Below are 19,854 nucleotides of genomic sequence, written 5' to 3'. Positions count from 1 at the left end.
GAGGTTGCCGCGCGACACGCCGAGCCGTTTCGCGCGGTGCGACGAGGGCGTGCACCCCGTCATCTACGCTCGGTCCATGCCCGAGCAGCGACCCGAAGACCGCTACGGCTGGCTCTACGGGGGTGCCGGCGAGGACGACCGAGCCACCCAGGTGGCCCCCGCCGGTCCCGACCTCCCCCCGCCCAACCTGCCGCCCCCCGGGCGCGGCGGCCGCGGCCCGGGTGGTTCGGACGGCGGCGGCGGGTCCAGCCGTCGCAGGGCCGGCACCGGCAAGCGGGTCTTCCGCATCGTCGTCGTGGTGCTCCTGGCGTGGCTCGCCTACCTCGTCATCGCGCCCTGGCACGCGTACTCCACCGTGAGCAAGGTCGAGTCCAGCCCGTCCGGCGACCGTCCCGGCTCGCAGCCGGGCACCACGTTCCTGCTCGTCGGCTCCGACAGCCGCAAGGGCCTCACCAAGGCCGAGCAGAAGGAGCTCAGCACCGGCGGCGACGGAGGCGGTCGTGGCCGCACCGACACCATCATGCTGCTGCACTCCGGCAGCGGCCCCTCGCTCCTCATGTCGATCCCGCGCGACTCCATCGTCGACATCCCGGGCTACGGCACCACCAAGATCAACGCGGCCTACGCCTTCGGTGGGCCCAAGCTCCTCGTGAAGACCATCGAGCAGAACACCGGCATCGCGATCGACGACTACGTGGAGGTCGGGTTCGGCGGTCTCGTCAACGTGGTCGACGCCCTCGGCGGCGTGGAGATCTGCCCCAAGGAGAACCTCAAGGACAAGGACTCCGGGCTCGACGTGAAGAAGGGCTGCCAGGACGTCGACGGCCGGACGGCCCTCGCCTACTCACGCAACCGCCACAGCTTCGCCTCGCAGGACATCCAGCGGGTGCAGAGCCAGCGCGAGGTCATGTCGGGCATCGCCCAGCGCGCCGCGCGCCCGTCCACGTTCCTGAACCCGTTCCGCTACTGGGGCGTCACCCACGGGGCGGCGTCGTCGGTGCAGGTGGGCGACTCCACGGGAGCGTACGACCTCGTGAAGTTCGCGCTCGCGCTCAAGGGCGCCATGGGCCAGGACGGTCTCAGCTGCACCGTCCCCGTCGCCGACTTCTCGGTGCGCTGGGACCCTGAGCGCAGCCAGAAGATGTTCGGCTACATCAAGGCCGACCGCACGCAGTCCATCGGCGACCTCTGCACCAAGGACGGCCTCCCGAAGGGCAGCTGAGCCAGCGCGCCGCTCGACGTGACCGGGTCAGTCGACGGTCATCTCGCCCAGCTCGGACCACTCCGTGCCGGGGACGGTCGCGTTGATGACGCGGGGCGTCTCCTCGAGGTGGGCGGGGAGGTCGGCCTGGGCCTGCTTGAAGTGCGCCGACGTCACGTGCGCCTCGGCGGCGTCGTCCTGGAAGGCCTCGATCAGGACGTACTCCTGCGGGTCCTCGAGGCTGCGCGACCAGTCGAACCAGAGGTTGCCCGCCTCGGCGCGCGTGGCCTCCGTGAAGGCTCGGGTGATCTGGGGCCACTCGTCGGCGTGCTCGGCCTTGACCCGGAAACGTGCGGTGATGACGATCATGGCTCCACCCTGCCCCCGCCCCGTGGACAGCGCAAAGGGGCGGGAGCAGGGCGCCCGGTCAGAGCGTGGACTGGACCCCGGCGAGGAGCTGGCGGGCCATCACGATGCGCTGGACCTGGTTGGTGCCCTCGTAGATCTGGGTGATCTTGGCGTCGCGCATCATGCGCTCCACGGGGTAGTCGCGGGTGAAGCCGTAGCCGCCGAGCAGCTGCACGGCGTCGGTCGTGACCTGCATGGCGGTGTCGGACGCGAAGGCCTTGGCCGCGGCGCCGAAGAACGTGAGGTCCTTGTCGCCGCGCTCGGAGCGGCCGGCCGCCGCGTACGTGAGCTGGCGAGCGGCCTCGACCTTCATGCCCATGTCGGCGAGCATGAACTGCAGGCCCTGGAACTCGGCGATGGCCTTGCCGAACTGCTGGCGCTCCTGGACGTAGCCGATCGCGTAGTCGAGCGCGCCCTGGGCCACGCCCACGGCCTGCGCGGCGATGGTCACGCGCGTGTGGTCGAGCGTCTTCATGGCGATGGAGAAGCCCTCGCCGACCTCGCCGATGATGCGGTCGCCGGGGATCCAGACGTCGTCGAGGTAGACCTCGAGCGTCGGCGAGCCCTTGATGCCGAGCTTCTTCTCCGGGGCGCCGAAGGAGACGCCCGCGTCGGACTTCTCGACGACGAAGGCCGTGATGCCCTTCGTGCGCTTCTCGGGGTCGGTCTGCGCGAGCACCGTGTAGTACTCGGACTCGCCGGCGTTGGAGATCCAGCGCTTCACGCCGTTGAGGCGCCAGCCGTCGCCGTCGCGCACGGCGCGCGTCTTCTGGTTGGCGGCGTCGGAGCCGGCGTCGGGCTCGGAGAGGCAGTACGAGAAGCCGCCCTCACCGCGGGCCAGCCGGCCCAGGTACTTGGCCTTGATCTCCTCGTTGCCGCCGATCTGCACCGGCAGCGACCCCAGCTTGTTGACGGCGGGGATGAGGGAGGCCGAGACGTCGACCCGGGCGACCTCCTCGATCACGAGGACGGTGGCGAGCGCGTCGGCGCCCGCTCCCCCGTACTCCTCCGGCACGTGGGGCGCGTGGAAGTCGAGTGCCTTGAGCGCCTCGTTGGCCTCGTGCGGGAAGCGTGCCCGCTCGTCGACGTCGGCGGCGAAGGGAGCGATCTTGGCCTCCGCGACCTGGCGGACCGCCTGGCGGATCGCCTGGTGCTCCTCGGAGAGGACGAACAGGTCGGGGGCGGTGTCGGTCAAGAACGCGGTCACGTGGGGGTGCTCCTCAAAGAATGCTTGGACGTCCTAGTGATTCTACGTCGCGAGAGGCTCGGACCCCGACTCGAGAGGCCTCCGGGCGACGAAGATCACAACAGGCCGATGAATGTCACACGCGTACGAGTCGCGGGACACCGGTACCTCCAGGCAGAGTTGATCTGTTGGGCCTGCAGTGTCTGGCCCTCCCCCCGCCATCCTCGACCCACTGGGAGATGACCGCGTGACCTCGAGCGCGAACGTTCCTGCTGCACGTCCCTCCGCCACCCCCGAGCGCATCACCACCGACGTGCTGCTCGTGGGCGCCGGCATCATGAGTGCCACGCTCGGAGCGATGTTGAAGACCCTCGAGCCCGACTGGTCCATCACGCTCCTGGAGCGTCTCGACCGACCCGCGCGCGAGAGCTCCGATCCCTGGAACAACGCCGGCACGGGCCACTCCGCCCTGTGCGAGCTCAACTACACGCCGCAGATGCCCGACGGCTCCGTCGACGTCAGCAAGGCCATCACCGTCAACGAGCAGTTCCAGCTCTCCCGCCAGTTCTGGTCGCACTCCATCGAGAACGGCCTGCTCAAGGACCCCGCCTCCTTCATCAACCCCGTGCCCCACGTGAGCTTCGTGGAGGGTCGCCAGAACATCGACTACCTGCGCAAGCGCTACGACACCCTGGCGGGCAACCCGCTCTTCGCCGGCATCGAGTTCATCGACGACAACACCGAGTTCGCACGGCGCCTCCCGCTCATGGCCGAGGGCCGTCCGGCCGACCAGGACGTCGCCATCAGCTGGACCGACCACGGCACCGACGTCGACTTCGGCGCCCTCACGACGCAGTACATCGACCACCTCTCCGACGAGGGTGCCGACGTCCTCTACAACCACCACGTCAAGAACCTCGAGCGCAACAGCGACGGCTCCTGGACCGCCAAGGTCAAGGACAAGGACGTCGGCCGCACCGTCACCGTCCACGCCAGGTTCGTGTTCGTGGGCGCCGGTGGCGGCGCCATCACGCTGCTGCAGAAGGCCGGGATCCCCGAGATCCGCGGCTTCGCCGGCTTCCCCGTGAGCGGTGAGTTCATCCGCTGCACCGACGAGGCCGTCGCCGAGAAGCACGACGCCAAGGTCTACGGCATGGCTCCCGTGGGCGCGCCGCCCATGTCCGTCCCGCACCTCGACACCCGCGTCATCGACGGCCGACGCTCCCTGCTGTTCGGCCCCTACGCCGGCTGGACGCCCAAGTTCCTCAAGGAGGGCTCGTTCACCGACCTGCCCTTCTCGATCCGGGCGCACAACCTCGCGCCCATGGCGGCCGTCGGCGTCACCTCCTGGGGTCTCATCAAGTACCTCGTGCTGGAGCTGGCCAAGACCCGCAAGGCCAAGGTCAACAACCTGCGCGAGTTCGCCCCGCTGGCCCAGGACGACGACTGGGAGCTCATCACCGCCGGTCAGCGCGTCCAGGTCGTGCGCAAGAAGGGCCACGGCGGTGCGCTCGAGTTCGGCACCACCGTCGTGAGCGCCGCCGACGGCTCCATCGCGGGCCTGCTCGGCGCCTCCCCGGGTGCGTCCACGGCCGTGTCGGCGATGCTCGACGTGCTCGAGCGCTGCTTCCCCTCGCGCATCGGCACGTGGGAGAGCAAGCTCAAGGACCTCGTTCCGTCCTACGGCGTCGACCTCTCCGACAACCCCTCGCTCCTCGAGGACCTGCGGCTCTACACGAACCGCACGCTCGGCCTCGACTGAGGCGGAGCCGGCGGGACGGACCGGCTAGCGGTCGCGGACGTTCGCGCCCTTGGCGCGGGCGACGTCGGCCAGCTCGGCCTGGAAGTCGAGCATCCGCTCGGTGAGCACGAGGTCACCCGTGGCCAGGATCCGCACCGCCAGCAGTCCCGCGTTGCGGGCGCCGCCGATGGAGACGGTGGCCACCGGGACGCCGGCCGGCATCTGCACGATGGAGAGCAGGGAGTCCATGCCGTCGAGGTACTTGAGCGGCACGGGCACGCCGATGACCGGCAGCGGCGTGACGGACGCGAGCATGCCCGGCAGATGGGCGGCTCCCCCGGCGCCGGCGATGACGACCTCGAGCCCGCGCCCGTGGGCCTCCCGGCCGTAGGCCAGCATCTCGTCGGGCATGCGGTGCGCCGAGACGACGTCGGCCTCGTAGGCGACACCCAGCTCGCTGAGGGCCTCGGCGGCCGCCTGCATGGTGGGCCAGTCGGAGTCCGACCCCATGACGATGCCGACCCGGGGGCGGGCCTGCGCGGACTCACTCATGTGGTGCTCCTTCGAGGAGGGCGACGGCGCGGCGTGCGGCGTCGAGCGTGGCGTCGAGCTGGGTCCCGGTCACGGTGACGTGACCGACCTTGCGGCCCGGCTTGACCGCCTTGCCGTACAGGTGGGCCTTGGCCTGGGGCACGGCGGCGAGGACGTCGACGAGAGCGGCGTCGAGGTCGTTCACGGCGCCGCCCAGCACGTTGACCATGACGGTCCACGGTGCCAGCGGCGTGGACGGCCCGAGCGGCAGGTCGAGGACGGCGCGCAGGTGGTTCTCGAACTGGCTCGTGACGGCCCCGTCGATGGACCAGTGACCGGTGTTGTGCGGTCGCATGGCCAGCTCGTTGACCAGCACCCGGCCGTCGGCGGTCTCGAACAGCTCGACGGCGAGCATGCCCGTGACGTCGAGCTCGGTGGCGACCAGGACCGCGATCTCCTGCGCCTGGGCGGCCAGGGCCGGGTCGAGGTCGGGCGCCGGGGCGATGACCTCCTTGCAGATGCCGTCCTTCTGGCGGGACTCCACGACGGGGTAAACCTCGGTCTGGCCCGAGGGGTTCCGCGCCACCTGGGCCGACAGCTCGCGTCGGAAGTCGACCCGCTCCTCGGCCAGGAGCACCCGGCCGGACGCGAAGGCCTCGGCGGCCTCGGCCGCCGAGTGGACGAACCAGACACCCTTGCCGTCGTAGCCGCCCCGCGTGGTCTTGACGACCACCGGATATCCGCCCACGGTCGCTGCGAACGCGTCGAGCGCCGCCGGGTCAGCCACGACCGCAGCCGCGGGCCCGGGGACGCCGATCTCGTGCATGCGCTCCCGCATGAGCGCCTTGTCCTGCGCGAAGAGCAGGGCGTGCGGTCCCGGACGGCAGGCGTGCCCCTCGGCGGCCAGCGCCTCGAGGTGCTCGGAGGGCACGTGCTCGTGGTCGAACGTGACCACCGGGGCGTCGGCCACCGCGGTGCGCAGGTCGGCCAGCACCGTGTGGTCCCCGACCACGTGGTCGGGGATGACCTGGGCCGCGCTCACGTCGGGTCCCTCGGCCAGCAGCCGCAGGTGGAGCCCCAGGGCGATGGCGGGCGGCTGCATCATCCGGGCCAGCTGGCCTCCGCCGATCACGGCGAGCTCACGTCCTGTCACGCGCGACAGCCTATCCGTGCGCGCGGAAGCCCCGACGCCGAGAGACCGTGATGGGCGAGACCTCGCCGAAACCACGCAGGGACCGCTGCGGCAGGGGCCGCGTCTCGAACTCCGCCGGGTCGAGCGCGCCGGCCGTGACCGAGTCGACGAGGACGCGGTTGCTCCGCGCCACGTCGGAGAGCCGAGCGGCCAGGTTGACCGGTGGGCCGAACACGTCGCCCAGCCGGTTGAGCACCGAGCCGGTGGCCAGCCCCACGCGCACGGACGGCAGCTCGGGCCGCTGGCTGATGTGCTGCACGACGTCGAGCGCCGTGACGACGGCTGCCCGAGGATCCGGGTTGACGAACAGGACGGCGTCGCCGAGCGCCTTGATGACGCGACCGCCGCCCGCCACGACGACGTCGGTGGCGCGGTTCTCGAAGTTCTCGACCAGCTCGCCCAGTCCCGCGTCGTCGAGCGTGTTGGACATCGCCGTGAAGCGGGACAGGTCGGCGAACCCGACGGTCATGGACGTGGACAGCAGCTCGGCGTCGACCGCACCGAGCGCCTCGACCCGCGCCGCCGCGGCGGCCAGCTGACGCCGCCACGCGTAGAGCATGACCCGCTCGAAGTCGGGCACCGTGGCGCGCGCGAGATCGACGGCCGACGCGAGGCGACTCTCGGCCCGGCCCTCCAGGACGTCGGCGCCGATCTGGTCGACGATCGTGGTGACCTGCCAGTCGGCGAGGCGCGCCATGGTGTGGCCCAGGGCCCGCGCGAGCCGCATGACGGTGTCCTCGTGCAGCATCCCCGACCGCATGGCACCGACGATGATCTCCACGACCTCGACGTCGGTGTCGCTGTACGCCACCTCGTCGCCGGCGTCGGGGAAGCCCAGGGAGCGCCAGAAGCGCTCCACCGTGACGAGGTCGGAGCCGGCCTTCTCCGCGACGTCGGCGCTCGTGAGGGAGCCGGCGTCGCCACGGATCAGCTGCGCGAGCTCCTCACGGAGTCGGACTCGATCGATCACACGGCTTCACCGGCGCCGTGCGCCACGTCGACGAGACTCGCGATGGTGCGGTGGAAGTCCTCGATGTGCGGGATGTCGCGGAGCTCGAGGCCGGCCTGCTCGCTGGCGTCGTGGATGATCAGCGTGCCGCAGCCCAGGACCCGGTCGTTGAGGTTCTTCTCGAAGGCCACGTCGTTGACGCGGCTCAACGGGATCACGCGACCCTGACGCGTCAGGATCCCCTTCTGCTCGACGAGTCGCTTGTTGGTGAGCGTGTACGTCCAGAGGTACCAGCGCAGGAACGGCAGCACCGTGCCCCAGAGGACGAGCACCACGGCGACCGCGAGCACGACGTAGCCGAGATTGCCGTCCCACGTGTCCTTGGTCTTGCCGAAGAGGAAGCCTCCTGCCGCAGCCACGACGATGAGGATCAGGAACGGGAGGAACAGCACCTTCACGTGCGTGCGCGTGGTGGTGATCGACTTCTCGCCGTCGAGCATGAGCTTGCGGGACAGGGCCATGACGGGATTCTCTCACCCCGGGACCTGCCCGCGTCACCCCTTCGGCATCACCGCGTCAGCAGAGGGGCCGTGAAGAGGGAGCGGAAGTCCCCCGGCCCGTCCACGGGGCCGATCACCGCGGCGCGACCCCGGTCGTCGCTGCCGGAGCCGACGTACGAGCGTTCCGAGACGCTCGCCGACCCTCGCGGGATGGTCCCCCGCGCCTCGGCACAGCCGACGTCGTCGCTCATGGGGGCCTGGGTCAGGTCGTTGGGGCTGCGCCACCGCCCGGCCGGGACGTAGCCCTGCCGGCACGGGTCGGGCGTCAGGGCCTCCACGAACGAGAAGTGGGCCAGCCCGTCGCGGCCGGGCGTCCGGGCACTGGCGAGGGCGTACGGCAGCGCGACGAGCGCCTGCTCGACGCCGTCGATGCGGTCGAACGTGATCTGCCCCAGGTCGGCGAGGCTGCCCAGCAGGGGGCCGAGCGAGGGCTGGAGGTCCTCGAACAACGCCGCCGTCTCCTGGGCGGCCGGCCCACCGCGACTGAGGATGAGGCGCAGGTCGCCGTCCTGGTCGCCGACGACCCCGGCGACGGTGCTGAGGTCCCCCAGGAAGCTCGCGATGACCGTGGACTGGTCGTCCTGGGTCTGGAGCACCGTGCCGCCGTCCCTCAGGACACGGCGCAGCGCGGGGAGGGAGGTCCTGGCCTCCTGCAGGATCGTGGCGGAGCCGTCGAGGATCTTCTGCAGGTCCTTCCCCGCGCCGTCGAAGGCCGTGCCCAGCTCGTCGACGACGGTCCTGAGGTCGTCGCGCGGCACGGAGGTGAGGAAGCGGTCGATCGTCAGCAGCAGCTCGGACTCGTCGACCGGCGTGGACGTGTCGGCGCGGTCGATCGTGGCGCCGGCCGCGAGGTAGGGCCCGGCGTCGCGGCGCGGCACGAGGTCGATGTACTGCTCGCCGACGGCCGATCGGTTGTGCACCTCGGCCGCGAGGTCGGACGGGATCCTCCAGGCGGGCTCGATCGCGAGGTGGGCGACCACCCCGTCCGTCCGGAACTCCAGCTCGTCGACCCGGCCCACCGTGACACCGCGGAAGGTGACCTCGGCCCGCTCGAACAGGCCACCGCTGTCGGCGAGCTCCACGGCCACCTCGTAGGTGGTGGGGCGGATCCGCTCCCACAGGCCGGCGTAGCGCACCCCCACGAACGAGGTGGCCACGAGCGCGACCACGGTGAAGAGCAGGAGCCGGCGCCTCATCGTCCGCCGCCCGTCAGGAGGCCGAGGAGCCCGTCCAGCGGCTCGGCCGCCGGGGTGGTCGCGGGCCCGGGGGCCGGGAGCCCCGTGGGGACCGGCCGGGGCAGGACCGTCGGAGCCCGGCCGGACGCGGGGACGTCGGGGACGACGGGCGAGAGCCCGGGGACCAGGTCGACGAGGCCCTCCCCGAAGCCCTGGTCGCCCCCGATGTTGCCCAGCAGGCCGAGCGGCGAGAGGTTCACCGTGACGTTCAGGTTGGTGTAGTCGCCCTTCACCGCGTCGAGGACGTTCTCGGGGAACGGGAAGTTGAGCGCCGCCGCGACGGCGTCGGGCAGTCCCTTGCCGTAGGCATCGAGCTGGGCCAGCACGGGACGCAGGGCCTCCAGGTCGGCGACGAGGTCGTCGCCGGACTCGCGGATGACGGCCGACGTCACGGCGCCGAACCGGGAGAGCCTCCCCAGCATGGCGACGAGCTGCTTGCGCTGAGCGGCGAGGCTCCTGATCCCTGGACCGATCTCGTCGAGGGCGCGCTCGACCGTGTCGCGGTCGGCGTTGACGGTCCTCGTCAGCCGGTCCACGTTCTCGAGCGCTGCCACGATCGTGCTGCGGTTCCGGTCCAGCGTGGACACGAAGGTCTCGAGCTCGCCCAGGAAGTCCCGGGCCCGGCCGTCGTCCAGGGCGGTGTCCAGCTCGCGGGTGATGGTCTGCAGCTGGGCCACGCCGCCGCCGTTGAGCAGCAGCGCCAGGGCGCCGAGCGTCTCCTCCACCTCGGTCCCCCGGCTCGTGCGCTCGAGCGGGACGGTCGCGCCGTCGGCGAGGCTCCCCCGCGGGTCGCCCGGCGCCTGCAGGTCGACGTACTTCTCACCGAGCAGGCTGGTCTGGGCCACCCGGACCCGCACGTTCGACGGGACCGGGACCGACCGCTCGAGCTCCATCGTGATGACGGCCTTCCACCCCTTGCGCTCGATGGCCGTGACCTTCCCGACGGTCACGCCGTCCCTGCGCACGGTGGAGTCGGTCGTGAGGTTGAGGACGTCGTCGAGCTCGGCGGTGACCGTGCGCGGATCGGGGCCGGCGTCGGGCGATCCCGGCAGCGGCAGGTCGGACAGCCCGCTGAAGCCGCATCCGGTCAGGAGCAGCACCAGGAGGACCGGGAGGAGGCGTCGCATCACGATCCTCCCGGGAGGTCGAGTCCGTCACGGATGATCGGCAGACCGTCGATGAGCCGGGTCAGCACGTCGCACACGGGCTTCGCGCCGTCGCCGGCCGACTTCTCGACGGCCGCGCAGACGACCTTGTCGATCGCGCGCGCGATCTCCGTGAAGTTGGCCCGCGTGCGGACCGAGCCGGCCGGCGCGTCGTAGGTCTCGACGAGGTTGGTGAAGCCCAGCGGCAGGAGGTCGACCACCTCCGCCAGGGCGGCCTTCTCCGAGACCAGGGTGTCCGCGACGTCACGCAGGCCCGAGACGTCGCGGGCGAGGGTGACGCGGTTGTCGCGCACGAAGGACTCCACCTCGCCGAGGCCGGTGGCCAGCGTCCTGAGCAGCGTGGAGATGTCGGCGCTGTCGTCGGCGAGGGTCGAGGACACTGTGGCGAGCTCCTCCGTGAAGCTGCGCACGTCGTCGTCGTAGTCGGCGAGCGTCCCGGTCACCTCGCTGAGGTTCTGCACCGTCCTCGACGCGTCGGCGCTGCCGTCGGCGAAGGTCTCGGTGGCGTCGGCGACGTCACGCAGCGCCCCGCGCAGCGGTGCGCCCTGGCCCTCGAGGAGGTCAGCACCCACCCCGAGCAGACGTGAGAGCGCGCCGTCCCGGTTCGCGCCGTCCGGCCCCAGCGCGCCCAGGAAGCGGTTCGTGGCGTCGAAGGTCTGGTCGAGCTCGATCGGCACGCCCGTGGACCTCACCCCGAGCGTGGCGTGGTCGGGCAGCGCCGCGCCACCGCGGTACGACGGGGTGAGCTGGACGAAGCGGTCGGCGATGACCGAGGGAGCGACGATGACCGCCTTGGCGTCGGCCGGCAGGGTGTACCGGGCGTCGTACGTCATGGAGACGAGGACTGACGTGCCGCGCGGACTGATGGACCGCACCTCACCGACGTTCACCCCCATGATCCGCACGTCAGAGCCCTCGTAGAGCCCCACCGTCCGGGGGAACACGGCGTTGACCGTCCGTTCCGTGTCGCGCGTCGCCACCAGGATCCCGGCCACGAGCAGAAGGGACGCGACGACGAGGACGACGAGGCGGGGGCGCGGTGCGGAGATCGGCATCACGGAGCCTCCTCCAGCCGCACCGAGTCCGGGACGTTGCCGAGGTAGGAGTCGAACCACGGGCCGCTGCCGATCGTGTTGTTGAAGACCCGCGCGAAGACGGCGAGCCGGTGGACCGTCAGGGCGAGGTTCTTCTGCTTCTTCCTCAGCAGCGTCACGACGGTGTCGAGGTCGTCGAGCGCCGGACCGATGGTGGCCTGGTTGTCCTTCACGAGTCCGCGGAGCTGGACCGACAGGTCGGCGCTGTGCTCCACCACCCCGTCGATGGCCTCGCGGCGACGATCGACCTCGCGAAGCAGGAGGGACGCGTCGCGGACGAGCGCCCCGACGTCGTCGCGGCTGTCGGCGAGCGAGCCCGTCAGGGTGGCCGAGTGGTCGAGCAGCCGACGGATCTCGGTGTCGCGACTGGCTACGGTGCGCGACAGTCGTGACAGCCCCCTCACCGCCGCCCGGACGTCGGGGCCGGACCCCTCGAACGTGTCGGAGACAGCGTCGAGAGCCGCAGCGAGCCGGGTGCTGTCGATCGCGTCCACCGTCTCGGTGAGGTCGCCGAAGGCGGCCACCACGTCGTAGGCAGGGTCGGTGCGACCGGTGGGGATCGCGCCCTCGAGGCGCCCCGTGCCCGCGGGGGTGATCTCGAGGTACTTGCTGCCGAGCAGGCTGCCCACCCGCACGGCGGCGGACGTGGACCCACCCAGCCGCACGACCGGGTCGATCGTGAAGCGCACGCGCACGTGGTCGCCCTCGATCGCGATGTCCTCGACGCGGCCCACGCGGACCCCTGCCACCTCGACCGGGTCGCCCGTGGACAGGCCGCTCGCGTCGGTGAAGTCGGCCGCGACGCTCGCCCCGCGCCCGATCGGGAGGTTCCCCACCTGCATGGAGCCCACGAGGAGGAGGACGCACACGGCGATGCCCACGAGGCCCACGACCGCCGGCCGCTCCTTCAGCCTGTCGATCATCCGGAGCACCTCGCGGCCGTGTCGACGAGCCTGATCCGCTCGAGCAGGTCGCCCACCACGGCGTCGATCGGCATCGCGGTGTCGATCCGCAGCCCGACCGAGCACACGTAGTAGTTGAACCACGACCCGTAGGAGGCCGTCCGCACCATCGTCTGGAGCTTCCCGGGCAGGAAGTCGAGCGTGTGGTCGACCACCGCCGTGCCCTCGGCCGAGCCCAGGGCCGCCGCCACCTCCTTGAGGTGGGCGAGGTCGGCCCGGGTGGACGGGCGGGCCTTCGCCACGAGGTCGGACGAGAGGCTCGTCAGCTCGTCGATGTGCCCCAGGGAGGCGCCGATGGCCTTCCGGTCCTTCGCGAGCCCCGAGACGAAGGACCGCAGCCCGGCGAGGAGGCCCTCGAGCTCGCGGTGCCGGTCGGCGACGGTCCCGACCGTGGTGTCGAGGTTGGTGACGACCGAGCCGATCAGCTCGTCGCGCTCCGCGAGTCCCGTGGTGAGCGCCGCGGTGCGTGCCACGAGCCGGCGCACCGTCCCGCCGTCACCCTGGAGCGTCTTCACGATGTCGAGGGCGAGGGCATTGACCTGGTCGGGGTCGAGGGCGGCGAAGAGCGGCTTGAAGCCCCCGAGGAGGTCGTTGAGGTCGAGGGCCGGCTGGGTGCGTGCGGTGGTGAGCATGGTCCCGGTGGGCTGGGCCGTGTCGCTCGAGCCGTCGTCGACCAGGGCGACGTACCGATCGCCCACCAGGTTCAGGTAGCGGACCTGCAGGCGCGACGCCGTGGTGAGGGCCAGGTCGTCCGCGACGTCGAAGCCGATCCTCGCCCGCGCGTCGGGAGTCACCGAGACCTTCGTGACCCGGCCGACCTTGACGCCCGCCACCCGGACGTCGTCGCCCACCTGCAGGCGGCTCGCCGACGTGAGCTCGGCCGTGTACGACCGGGTGGCGCCGCTCGAGCCGAAGGGGCGGATCGTGGCGGCGATCGTGACCACCACGAGGACCGAGGCCACGGCGAACAGGGCCAGCTTGAGGCCGGGCAGGCGGGGGTTCACAGCGACCCACCGAGCAGGAGGGAGGCGAGCGAGGAGGGCTGGACCCCGGTCGCAGCGGCCGCCTCGGGTCCCACCCCGTCGTCGAGGTCGATGGACGGATAGGGGATCTCGACGTCCGGCAGGCCCCGGCAGCTGGGGCCGGTCCCCACCTCCCCGTTCACCAGCGCGTCGTCGGCGGTGTAGCCCGCGGCCGGCTGGGTGATCGTGAACTCGCCGTTCACCGAGCCGCCACGGATCTGGGCCGCCGCGTCGTCGCGGGCCGCCTCGAACCCCTGCAGCGAGCACACGAGCTCGGGCGAGTACTCCGCGAGCAGCTCGAGGGTCGGGCGGCTCACCGACGTGGCCCGGCGGATGTTCTCCCGGCTCGAGGTCAGCAGCCTCGTCCCGGCGTCGGAGACGTCGCTCAGCCCCAGGACGAGCGACTCCAGGTCGTCCGAGCGGGTGGCCAGGGTGCGCGCCGTGGTGGACGCGTCGTCGGCCACCGCCAGCAGGTCGGGCGCGACCTCGGCGTACTGGCCGCTCACGTCGCGCAGCAGGGCGAGGTCACGCTCGAACGTCGGGGTCAGGCGGTTGAGGTCGGCGAGGTAGGCCGTGGCCGTCTCCATGGTCCGGGCCAGCTGGGTGCCCCGCCCGTCGAGGCTCGAGGAGAGGGCTCCCAGGGTGGCGGCGAGCTTCTGCGGCTGCACCGCGGTGAGCACGGGCTGCAGGTCGTCCACCACCTGGGTGAGCTCCACCGCCTCGGCCGATCGGTCCTCGGCCACGTGGTCGCCGTCGTCGAGGTGGTCGTCGGCCCGGACGACGTCGGCCGAGGTGAGCTCGACGTACTTCTGGCCGAAGAGCGTCGTGGGCATGATGCTCGCCCTCACCGCGGCCGGGATGCGCCGCGAGGCGGTGCGGTCGAGCTGGAGGTGCACGGCGGCACCGGACGCCGAGGAGTCGACCTTGCTGACCCGTCCCACGATGGCGCCGTTCATGCGGACGTCGCCGCCGACGTTCAGCTGCGCACCGGCCCGTCGCGCGTCGACGACCACGGTGATGTGGTCGGTGAACACCTTCTGGTAGGCGGCGACGGAGACCCAGACCAGGCCCGCGACGACCGCCACGTAGAGCAGTCCCTGCCCCCGCAGACGCCACGCGTCGGCGCGGCTCGTGGCGAGACCGCTCATCCGGTGATCCTCACGGTCGTGGTCGAGCCCCACACCGCGAAGCTGATGAAGAAGTCGATGAGGGTGAGGGCCACGATCGACGTGCGGATCGCCCGGCCCACGGCCACGCCCACCCCGGCGGGACCGCCCGAGGCGTAGTAGCCGTAGTAGCAGTGGACGAGGATGATGGCGGCGGCGAACACGAGCACCTTGCCGAACGACCACATCACGTCGACGGGTGCCAGGTACTGCGTGAAGTAGTGGTCGTACGTGCCGGCGGACTGCCCGAAGAGCCCCGTGGTGACGACGCGGGTGGCGTAGTACGACGAGAACAGGCCGATCGCGTACAGCGGGACGACCGCGATCACGGCCGCCACCATCCGGGTCGTCACGAGGAACGGGATGGACGGCAGACCCATCACCTCGAGCGCGTCGACCTCCTCGTTGATGCGCATGGCTCCGAGCTGGGCCGTGAAGCCGCACCCCACCGTGGCGGCCAGCGCGACCCCGGCGATGAGCGGTGCCGACTCACGGGTGTTGAAGTAGGCCGACAGGAAGGCGGCGAAGTTGGTGGCGCCCAGCTGGTCGAGCGCGGCGTGGCTCTGCAGGCCCACCTGGGCCCCGACGGCGTACGAGAGCGCGATCATGACACCGACCGTGCCGCCCACCACGGCCAGCGCACCCTGGCCGAAGGCGAGGTCGGCGAGGACCGAGCGGACCTCACGGCGGTAGCGCGCCAGCGTCCGCGGCGTCCACGCGACGGACTGGCGGTAGAACCGCAGCTGGTGGCCGAGCCGCTCGAACGGGCTCCACCCGTCGACGGCACTCATGACCGCGCCGCCCTCATGCGGACTGTCCGGGGAAGAGCTGCAGGTAGACCGCGCTCATGGCGTAGTTGACCGTGAACAGCAGGAGGAAGGTGATGACGACCGACTCGTTGACGGCCTGGCCCACACCCTTGGGGCCGCCGCCCGCCCGCAACCCCTTGAACGAGCCGACGACGGCCGCGATGGCGCCGAAGACGGCGCCCTTGAGCAGGCTCGAGGCCAGGTCGGGGATCGTGGCGAACTGGCGGAACGACTCCACGAAGACGCCTGACGTGCCGTGCTGCAGGACGACGTTGAAGAAGTACCCGCCCGCGATGCCGACGCCCATGACCATGCCGGTGACGAGCGTCGAGACCACGACGGCCGCGACCACCCGCGGGACGACGAGCCGGTACACGACGTCGACGCCGAGGACGCGCAGGGCGTCGATCTCCTCGCGGATGTTGCGTGAGCCGAAGTCGGCGCAGATGGCCGAGCCACCCGCCCCGGCGAGGAGGAGGGCTGTCGCGAGGGGCGCTCCCTCGCGCACGATCGCCACGACGGACGCCGCTCCCGAGAAGCTCTGGGCCCCGAGCTGCTGGGTGAGGCTGCCGACCTGCAGCGCCACGACCGCGCCGAGCGGGATGGACACGAGGGCCGTGGGGATGACCACGACACGCACGAGGTTCCAGCCCTGCTGCACGGCCTCCTTGGCCTGGAACGGTCCCGCGAACAGACCGCGGACGATGTCGGCCACGAACAGGAAGAACTCGCCGACGGCGTCCAGCACGGTGGGGCGCCGGGTCGTCACGCTCGTCATCGCGTCTCCGTTCGTCCGTGGGTCAGGCCTGTGACCTGAGGCACATCGCAGGACCGTACCATACCCGAGGGTACGGAGGGCCGATCCGCTGTGGCGCCGCTCACGCCGTGCAACGAGCCAGAGGCCCCGAGGCGACGGTCGGATCGGTACCGGACGGGCGTAATGTCGACGCGTGACGCACGCACCCGCCCCTCCGCAGAACGACGGCCGCGGCATCACGCTGGGTGTGGCCGCGTACCTGTGCTGGGGGTTCTTCCCGCTGTACTGGCCCCTGCTCGAGCCGGCCGGTGCGCTCGAGATCCTGGCGCACCGGATCGTGTGGTCGCTCGTCTTCGTGCTCGCGCTCATCGCGGGGACCGGTCGCTGGCGGGCCTTCACCGCGATCGCGCGGCAGAGCCGCCTCATGGTCGCTCTCACCCTCGCGTCCATCACGATCGCCCTCAACTGGGGCGGGTTCATCTACGGCGTCACCAACGGACACGTCATCGAGACGTCGCTCGGGTACTTCATCAACCCGCTCGTCACGGTGCTGCTCGGCGTCTTCGTGCTGCGCGAGACGCTGCGGCCGGCCCAGTGGGTGGCCGTGGCCATCGGCGGCGCTGCGGTCGTCGTGCTCGCGGTCGACTACGGCCGCCCGCCGTGGGTCGCCCTGCTCGTCGCGTTCTCGTTCGCCACCTACGGCTTCCTCAAGAAGAAGGCCGACCTCGGCACCTTCGAGGGACTCGGCATGGAGACGCTCATCCTCGCGCCGTTCGCCCTCGCGTTCCTGGTGGTGCTCCAGCTCCGCGGAGAGCTCGCGTTCGGCCACGAGGGCGCGGGGAACGTCCTGCTGCTGGTGGGCACCGGTGTGGTGACGTCCATCCCGCTCCTGCTCTTCGGCGCGGCCGCGACACGCCTGTCGCTCTCCACCATCGGCCTCCTGCAGTACCTCGGACCCGTGCTGCAGTTCGTCCTCGGCCTGCTCGTCTTCGACGAGGCCATGAGCGCCGCCCGCTGGGCCGGCTTCGTGCTGGTGTGGACCGCCCTCGTGATCTTCACCGTCGACGCGGTGCGCTCCCGGCGCCAGACCCTGAGGGTCGCCGCCGAGAGTGCCGCGTACTGACGGCTAGCGGGCGACCCGCGACGTCTGAGCGCTCACCCGGTAGGTGGACGTGAAGCCCGTCTTGGTCCCGGTGACCTTGACCTTGAGACGTCGGCCCTTCGCCCACGACGGGATCTTGAACTTCGACCGGACCGCCCCGGTGATCGGCTTGTTGTTGGCGTACCAGCGATAGCTGAGCTTGACCGGCGTCGGGCGCCACGTGCCGGCGTAGGCCGTGAGCGTCCGACCCACCTTGGCCGTGCCGGAGACCCGGACCGCCGACGCCGTGATCGTCCCGGCCTTGACGGTGGCGGTGGCGGCGCTCGTGCGGATGGCCGTCACGTACCCGGACTTCTCGCCCTGGATCGTCAGGCTGATCGTCTTTCCGAGAGCCGAGGCCGGAACCACGAGGGTCCTGCTCGTGCCGCTCATCAGCGTCACCCCGGCCGACGTTCGCCAGATGAAGGTCAGGCTCGAACCCAGGGGCGACCACGAGGCGGCCGTGCCTCCCGTGAGCGTCTGGCCCACCTTGGCCGTCCCGGTGATGGTGGGGGTGGCGCCGCCCATGCTCGCGCCGGCCACCGTGCTGGTCTGGCTCGTGCGCGTGACTGGGGTGTACCCGGACTTGCTGCCCGTCACCGCTACGGCCACCGTCCTGCCCGCGTACTCAGGGCGCAACGTCAGGTTGGCCGACTTGGCGGTCGTCAGGATCTGACCGTCGAGATACCACTGGTACGAGAAGGTCACCGGCGCAGGTTCCCACGTCCCGGGAGAGGCCGTGACGGTCTGTCCCGCCACGACAGAGCCGGCGATCGTCGGCACGGGGGTGCTCGTCATGTCCTGCGTCAGGACGGGCGAGGTCTGGGCGCTGGAGATGGCGCGGTCGTTGAAGTTCAGGCGCTCGGCCGTGACGACGACGACCAGCTTCTTGCCCGCCTGCGCCGAGGTCACCGTGAAGTCCGAGGCCGTGGCGCCCACGATCTTGGTGAGCAGCGTGGAGTCCGGCGCCACCTGGAACCACTGGTAGGACATGGTGTCCTGACGCGGCTTGAAGTCCGCTGCCGCCGCCGACAGCTTGTCACCCACCCGGATCTTGCCGTCCGGGCTCGCCGTCTGCTGAGAGATGACGGGGAGGCTCGGCTCCGCGAACACTCCGTTGCCGATCGGCAGGGTCGCGTTCCACGTGTCAGCGGTCGGGCTGGGGAAGGTCTCGTGCCGCCAGCCGTCCTTCACGCCGGTGACGAGCGCCACGAGGCACAGACCCTTGTCCGCGGCCGTGGGCACGTAGGACTGGCGGTCGGCGTCGGGGATGGGGGACCACTTGTCCATGTCCGTCGAGAGAGCGGCACCTGCCGTGCACAGGTACTGCGTGCGGTACCAGCGGAAGCGCAGGTCGACCCCGCGAGCGCTTCCGGCGAACCAGCCGTTGTCCAGCTCGTCGTAGCGCTCGATGGCGTCGGTGGCAGGGACGGGGTCGACGGTCAGGGTGTTGCCGATGCCGCGGTCGCCGCGGACGACGAAGTTCTGGGTGGAGAGTCCGGTGTAGGCGTTGCTCGACGTGGAGCACCTGGAAGCCACCCTGACCCGGTCGACGAGAGCGGCCGAGTCGAGGAGGTCGTTGTTGGCGTCGTTGATCGCAAGACGGACGACGTTGTCCTGTCCAGCGGGCAGCGGGACCTCCAGGGTCTCGACCCGCGTGACGTGGTCGAAGGGGGTCACGGACGACTCCGCCCATGGATTGGCCTGGTCACCGACCGCACGGTCGCCCTCGTCTCCAGGGGCGTGCCAGTAGTCGATGGCGTTGACGGAGTAGTCGACCGGCTCGGCCGGTGACGTCGCCTGGCTGAAGTACTGCGCTCCGGGCTGCCGTGCGTACTGGGTCTCGTCGCCGTCGCGCTTGAGCGAGATGGTGTCGCTCGGCGAAGCGGTCGTGTACGTGTGCACGCGCTCCTCGGTGGACATCGCGAGGTCCACCAGCAGGCAGCGGCTCGCCGCGGCCGAGGTAGCCGTCAACGTGAGCGCGGCGGTGTCACCGTCGTCCTCGGCACCGAGGTCGGTGGAGGGCTGACGCGAGGCACCGAGTGCGGACTCGTCGAAGATCTGCGCCGCCCTGCCCGTGGACATCACGAGGTACTGGCCGTCCTGGCCGTACGTCTGCGCCGAAGCAGCGCCCGCGGGGCTCCGCCGGGGGAAGTCGTTGAACGCCTTGGTGGCGATGACGGCTGCTGCCGGGTCACCGGCGAAGGCGGCCGTGATGCCCGCGGGCAGGCCGAGCGCGGTGCCCAGCTGCTCGGAGGTGGGGGCCACGGCGGCGGCCCCGGCTGCGACCGGCACAGCAGCGACGGTGCCGGCCACCAGCGTGGCGGCGATGAGATGGACGACATGACGTCGCATCGGACTCTCCCTTGTCCTGGGTGTTCCGTCGAGAGCGCTCTCCCAAGCGCTGGACGACGATTGAAGCGGTGCTGCGTGGTGCGTGGTGCGGTGCTGCTGCGGCTCAGTGACCGAGCAGGACGCCGACCGATCCCATGGCGTCCGAGGATGCCATGGCGGAGGTCTGGCTCATCAGGACGCAGGCTGCGGCAGCAGCCCACGCGACGATCAGTGTGGTGGCGCGACGATCCATGATTCTTTCTCCCTCGTGCTGAGCCTCCGGTCCCTCAACCGGCGGCTACTCCCTGCGCACAGTGTGGCATCGCGGAGGGGTCACTGGGAACGTTTTGGCCCGATCGGCTGCTGGCCGGCCGTCGCCGACCCCCACAGGGCGGTGGAT

At 71.1% G+C, this 19,854-nt stretch carries 19 protein-coding genes; 3 read left to right on the top strand and 16 right to left on the bottom strand.

The window, feature by feature from the left end; all coding sequences use genetic code 11:
• Positions 1-76 precede the first annotated feature (76 nt).
• Positions 77-1,222 carry an LCP family protein gene (locus tag ASD11_RS02405; protein ID WP_056288260.1) on the top strand — a complete coding sequence of 382 codons (1,146 nt, stop codon included), beginning with the start codon at positions 77-79 and terminating at the stop codon, positions 1,220-1,222.
• A 27-nt stretch (positions 1,223-1,249) separates the two neighbouring features.
• Here the strand turns inward: ASD11_RS02405 and ASD11_RS02400 are convergent, their stop codons facing one another.
• Positions 1,250-1,570 (bottom strand): putative quinol monooxygenase, encoded by a 321-nt coding sequence (locus ASD11_RS02400; RefSeq protein WP_056282783.1) that lies wholly within the window; start codon positions 1,568-1,570, stop codon positions 1,250-1,252.
• 58 nt (positions 1,571-1,628) lie between these two features.
• Positions 1,629-2,816 carry an acyl-CoA dehydrogenase family protein gene (locus tag ASD11_RS02395; RefSeq protein ID WP_442854177.1) on the bottom strand — a complete coding sequence of 396 codons (1,188 nt, stop codon included), beginning with the start codon at positions 2,814-2,816 and terminating at the stop codon, positions 1,629-1,631.
• A 226-nt stretch (positions 2,817-3,042) separates the two neighbouring features.
• Between ASD11_RS02395 and mqo the strand changes: the two genes are divergently transcribed.
• Positions 3,043-4,557, top strand: a complete 1,515-nt coding sequence (gene mqo, locus ASD11_RS02390; protein ID WP_082554112.1) for a malate dehydrogenase (quinone) — start codon at positions 3,043-3,045, stop codon at positions 4,555-4,557.
• A 24-nt stretch (positions 4,558-4,581) separates the two neighbouring features.
• Here mqo and purE read toward each other — a convergent pair whose 3' ends face one another.
• From purE to ASD11_RS02330, 12 genes are read right to left on the bottom strand one after another with little or no spacing between them, the layout of a single operon-like run.
• The gene (gene purE, locus ASD11_RS02385) at positions 4,582-5,088 is read right to left on the bottom strand and encodes a 5-(carboxyamino)imidazole ribonucleotide mutase (protein ID WP_056282780.1); all 507 of its coding nucleotides are present in this window, start codon (positions 5,086-5,088) and stop codon (positions 4,582-4,584) included.
• Positions 5,081-6,220, bottom strand: a complete 1,140-nt coding sequence (locus ASD11_RS02380; protein WP_056282777.1) for a 5-(carboxyamino)imidazole ribonucleotide synthase — start codon at positions 6,218-6,220, stop codon at positions 5,081-5,083. Before ASD11_RS02380 ends, purE begins: the two co-directional genes overlap by 8 nt.
• Positions 6,221-6,230: 10 nt before the next feature.
• The gene (locus tag ASD11_RS02375) at positions 6,231-7,229 is read right to left on the bottom strand and encodes an adenylate/guanylate cyclase domain-containing protein (protein ID WP_056282773.1); all 999 of its coding nucleotides are present in this window, start codon (positions 7,227-7,229) and stop codon (positions 6,231-6,233) included.
• Complete coding sequence (locus tag ASD11_RS02370; protein ID WP_056282769.1) at positions 7,226-7,729, bottom strand: PH domain-containing protein; 504 nt, start codon at positions 7,727-7,729, stop codon at positions 7,226-7,228. The genes ASD11_RS02375 and ASD11_RS02370 overlap by 4 nt, the downstream gene beginning before the upstream one ends.
• Before the next feature lie 47 nt (positions 7,730-7,776).
• Positions 7,777-8,964 (bottom strand): MCE family protein, encoded by a 1,188-nt coding sequence (locus ASD11_RS02365; protein ID WP_082554110.1) that lies wholly within the window; start codon positions 8,962-8,964, stop codon positions 7,777-7,779.
• A complete protein-coding gene (locus tag ASD11_RS02360; protein ID WP_056282766.1) occupies positions 8,961-10,130 on the bottom strand; it encodes an MCE family protein in 1,170 nt (389 codons plus the stop codon). Before ASD11_RS02360 ends, ASD11_RS02365 begins: the two co-directional genes overlap by 4 nt.
• Positions 10,130-11,224 carry an MCE family protein gene (locus ASD11_RS02355; protein WP_156464548.1) on the bottom strand — a complete coding sequence of 365 codons (1,095 nt, stop codon included), beginning with the start codon at positions 11,222-11,224 and terminating at the stop codon, positions 10,130-10,132. Before ASD11_RS02355 ends, ASD11_RS02360 begins: the two co-directional genes overlap by 1 nt.
• Positions 11,224-12,186: an MCE family protein gene (locus ASD11_RS02350; protein ID WP_056282762.1), complete on the bottom strand. Its 963-nt coding sequence runs from the start codon at positions 12,184-12,186 to the stop codon at positions 11,224-11,226. The genes ASD11_RS02355 and ASD11_RS02350 overlap by 1 nt, the downstream gene beginning before the upstream one ends.
• Positions 12,183-13,229, bottom strand: a complete 1,047-nt coding sequence (locus ASD11_RS02345; RefSeq protein WP_056282759.1) for an MCE family protein — start codon at positions 13,227-13,229, stop codon at positions 12,183-12,185. Before ASD11_RS02345 ends, ASD11_RS02350 begins: the two co-directional genes overlap by 4 nt.
• Positions 13,226-14,395 carry an MCE family protein gene (locus tag ASD11_RS02340; RefSeq protein WP_056282758.1) on the bottom strand — a complete coding sequence of 390 codons (1,170 nt, stop codon included), beginning with the start codon at positions 14,393-14,395 and terminating at the stop codon, positions 13,226-13,228. Before ASD11_RS02340 ends, ASD11_RS02345 begins: the two co-directional genes overlap by 4 nt.
• Positions 14,392-15,204: an MlaE family ABC transporter permease gene (locus ASD11_RS02335; protein ID WP_056282755.1), complete on the bottom strand. Its 813-nt coding sequence runs from the start codon at positions 15,202-15,204 to the stop codon at positions 14,392-14,394. Before ASD11_RS02335 ends, ASD11_RS02340 begins: the two co-directional genes overlap by 4 nt.
• Before the next feature lie 13 nt (positions 15,205-15,217).
• Positions 15,218-16,000 (bottom strand): MlaE family ABC transporter permease, encoded by a 783-nt coding sequence (locus tag ASD11_RS02330; RefSeq protein WP_082554108.1) that lies wholly within the window; start codon positions 15,998-16,000, stop codon positions 15,218-15,220.
• Positions 16,001-16,172: 172 nt separating this feature from the next.
• On the opposite strand from ASD11_RS02330, the gene rarD reads away from it, so the two are divergent.
• Positions 16,173-17,102 carry an EamA family transporter RarD gene (gene rarD / locus ASD11_RS02325; RefSeq protein ID WP_056282752.1) on the top strand — a complete coding sequence of 310 codons (930 nt, stop codon included), beginning with the start codon at positions 16,173-16,175 and terminating at the stop codon, positions 17,100-17,102.
• A gap of 3 nt (positions 17,103-17,105) precedes the next feature.
• On the opposite strand, the gene ASD11_RS02320 is transcribed toward rarD, so the two are convergent.
• Entirely contained in the window at positions 17,106-19,475 is a 2,370-nt protein-coding gene (locus ASD11_RS02320) for a hypothetical protein (protein ID WP_056282749.1), read from the bottom strand.
• Positions 19,476-19,578: 103 nt separating this feature from the next.
• Positions 19,579-19,707: a hypothetical protein gene (locus ASD11_RS18785; protein WP_268750672.1), complete on the bottom strand. Its 129-nt coding sequence runs from the start codon at positions 19,705-19,707 to the stop codon at positions 19,579-19,581.
• Positions 19,708-19,854 lie beyond the last annotated feature (147 nt).

This window comes from Aeromicrobium sp. Root495, from assembly GCF_001426755.1.
Taxonomy (GTDB): domain Bacteria; phylum Actinomycetota; class Actinomycetes; order Propionibacteriales; family Nocardioidaceae; genus Aeromicrobium.
Note: the sequence above shows the minus strand (reverse complement) of the source record. Positions and strands in the feature narration are given on the sequence as shown.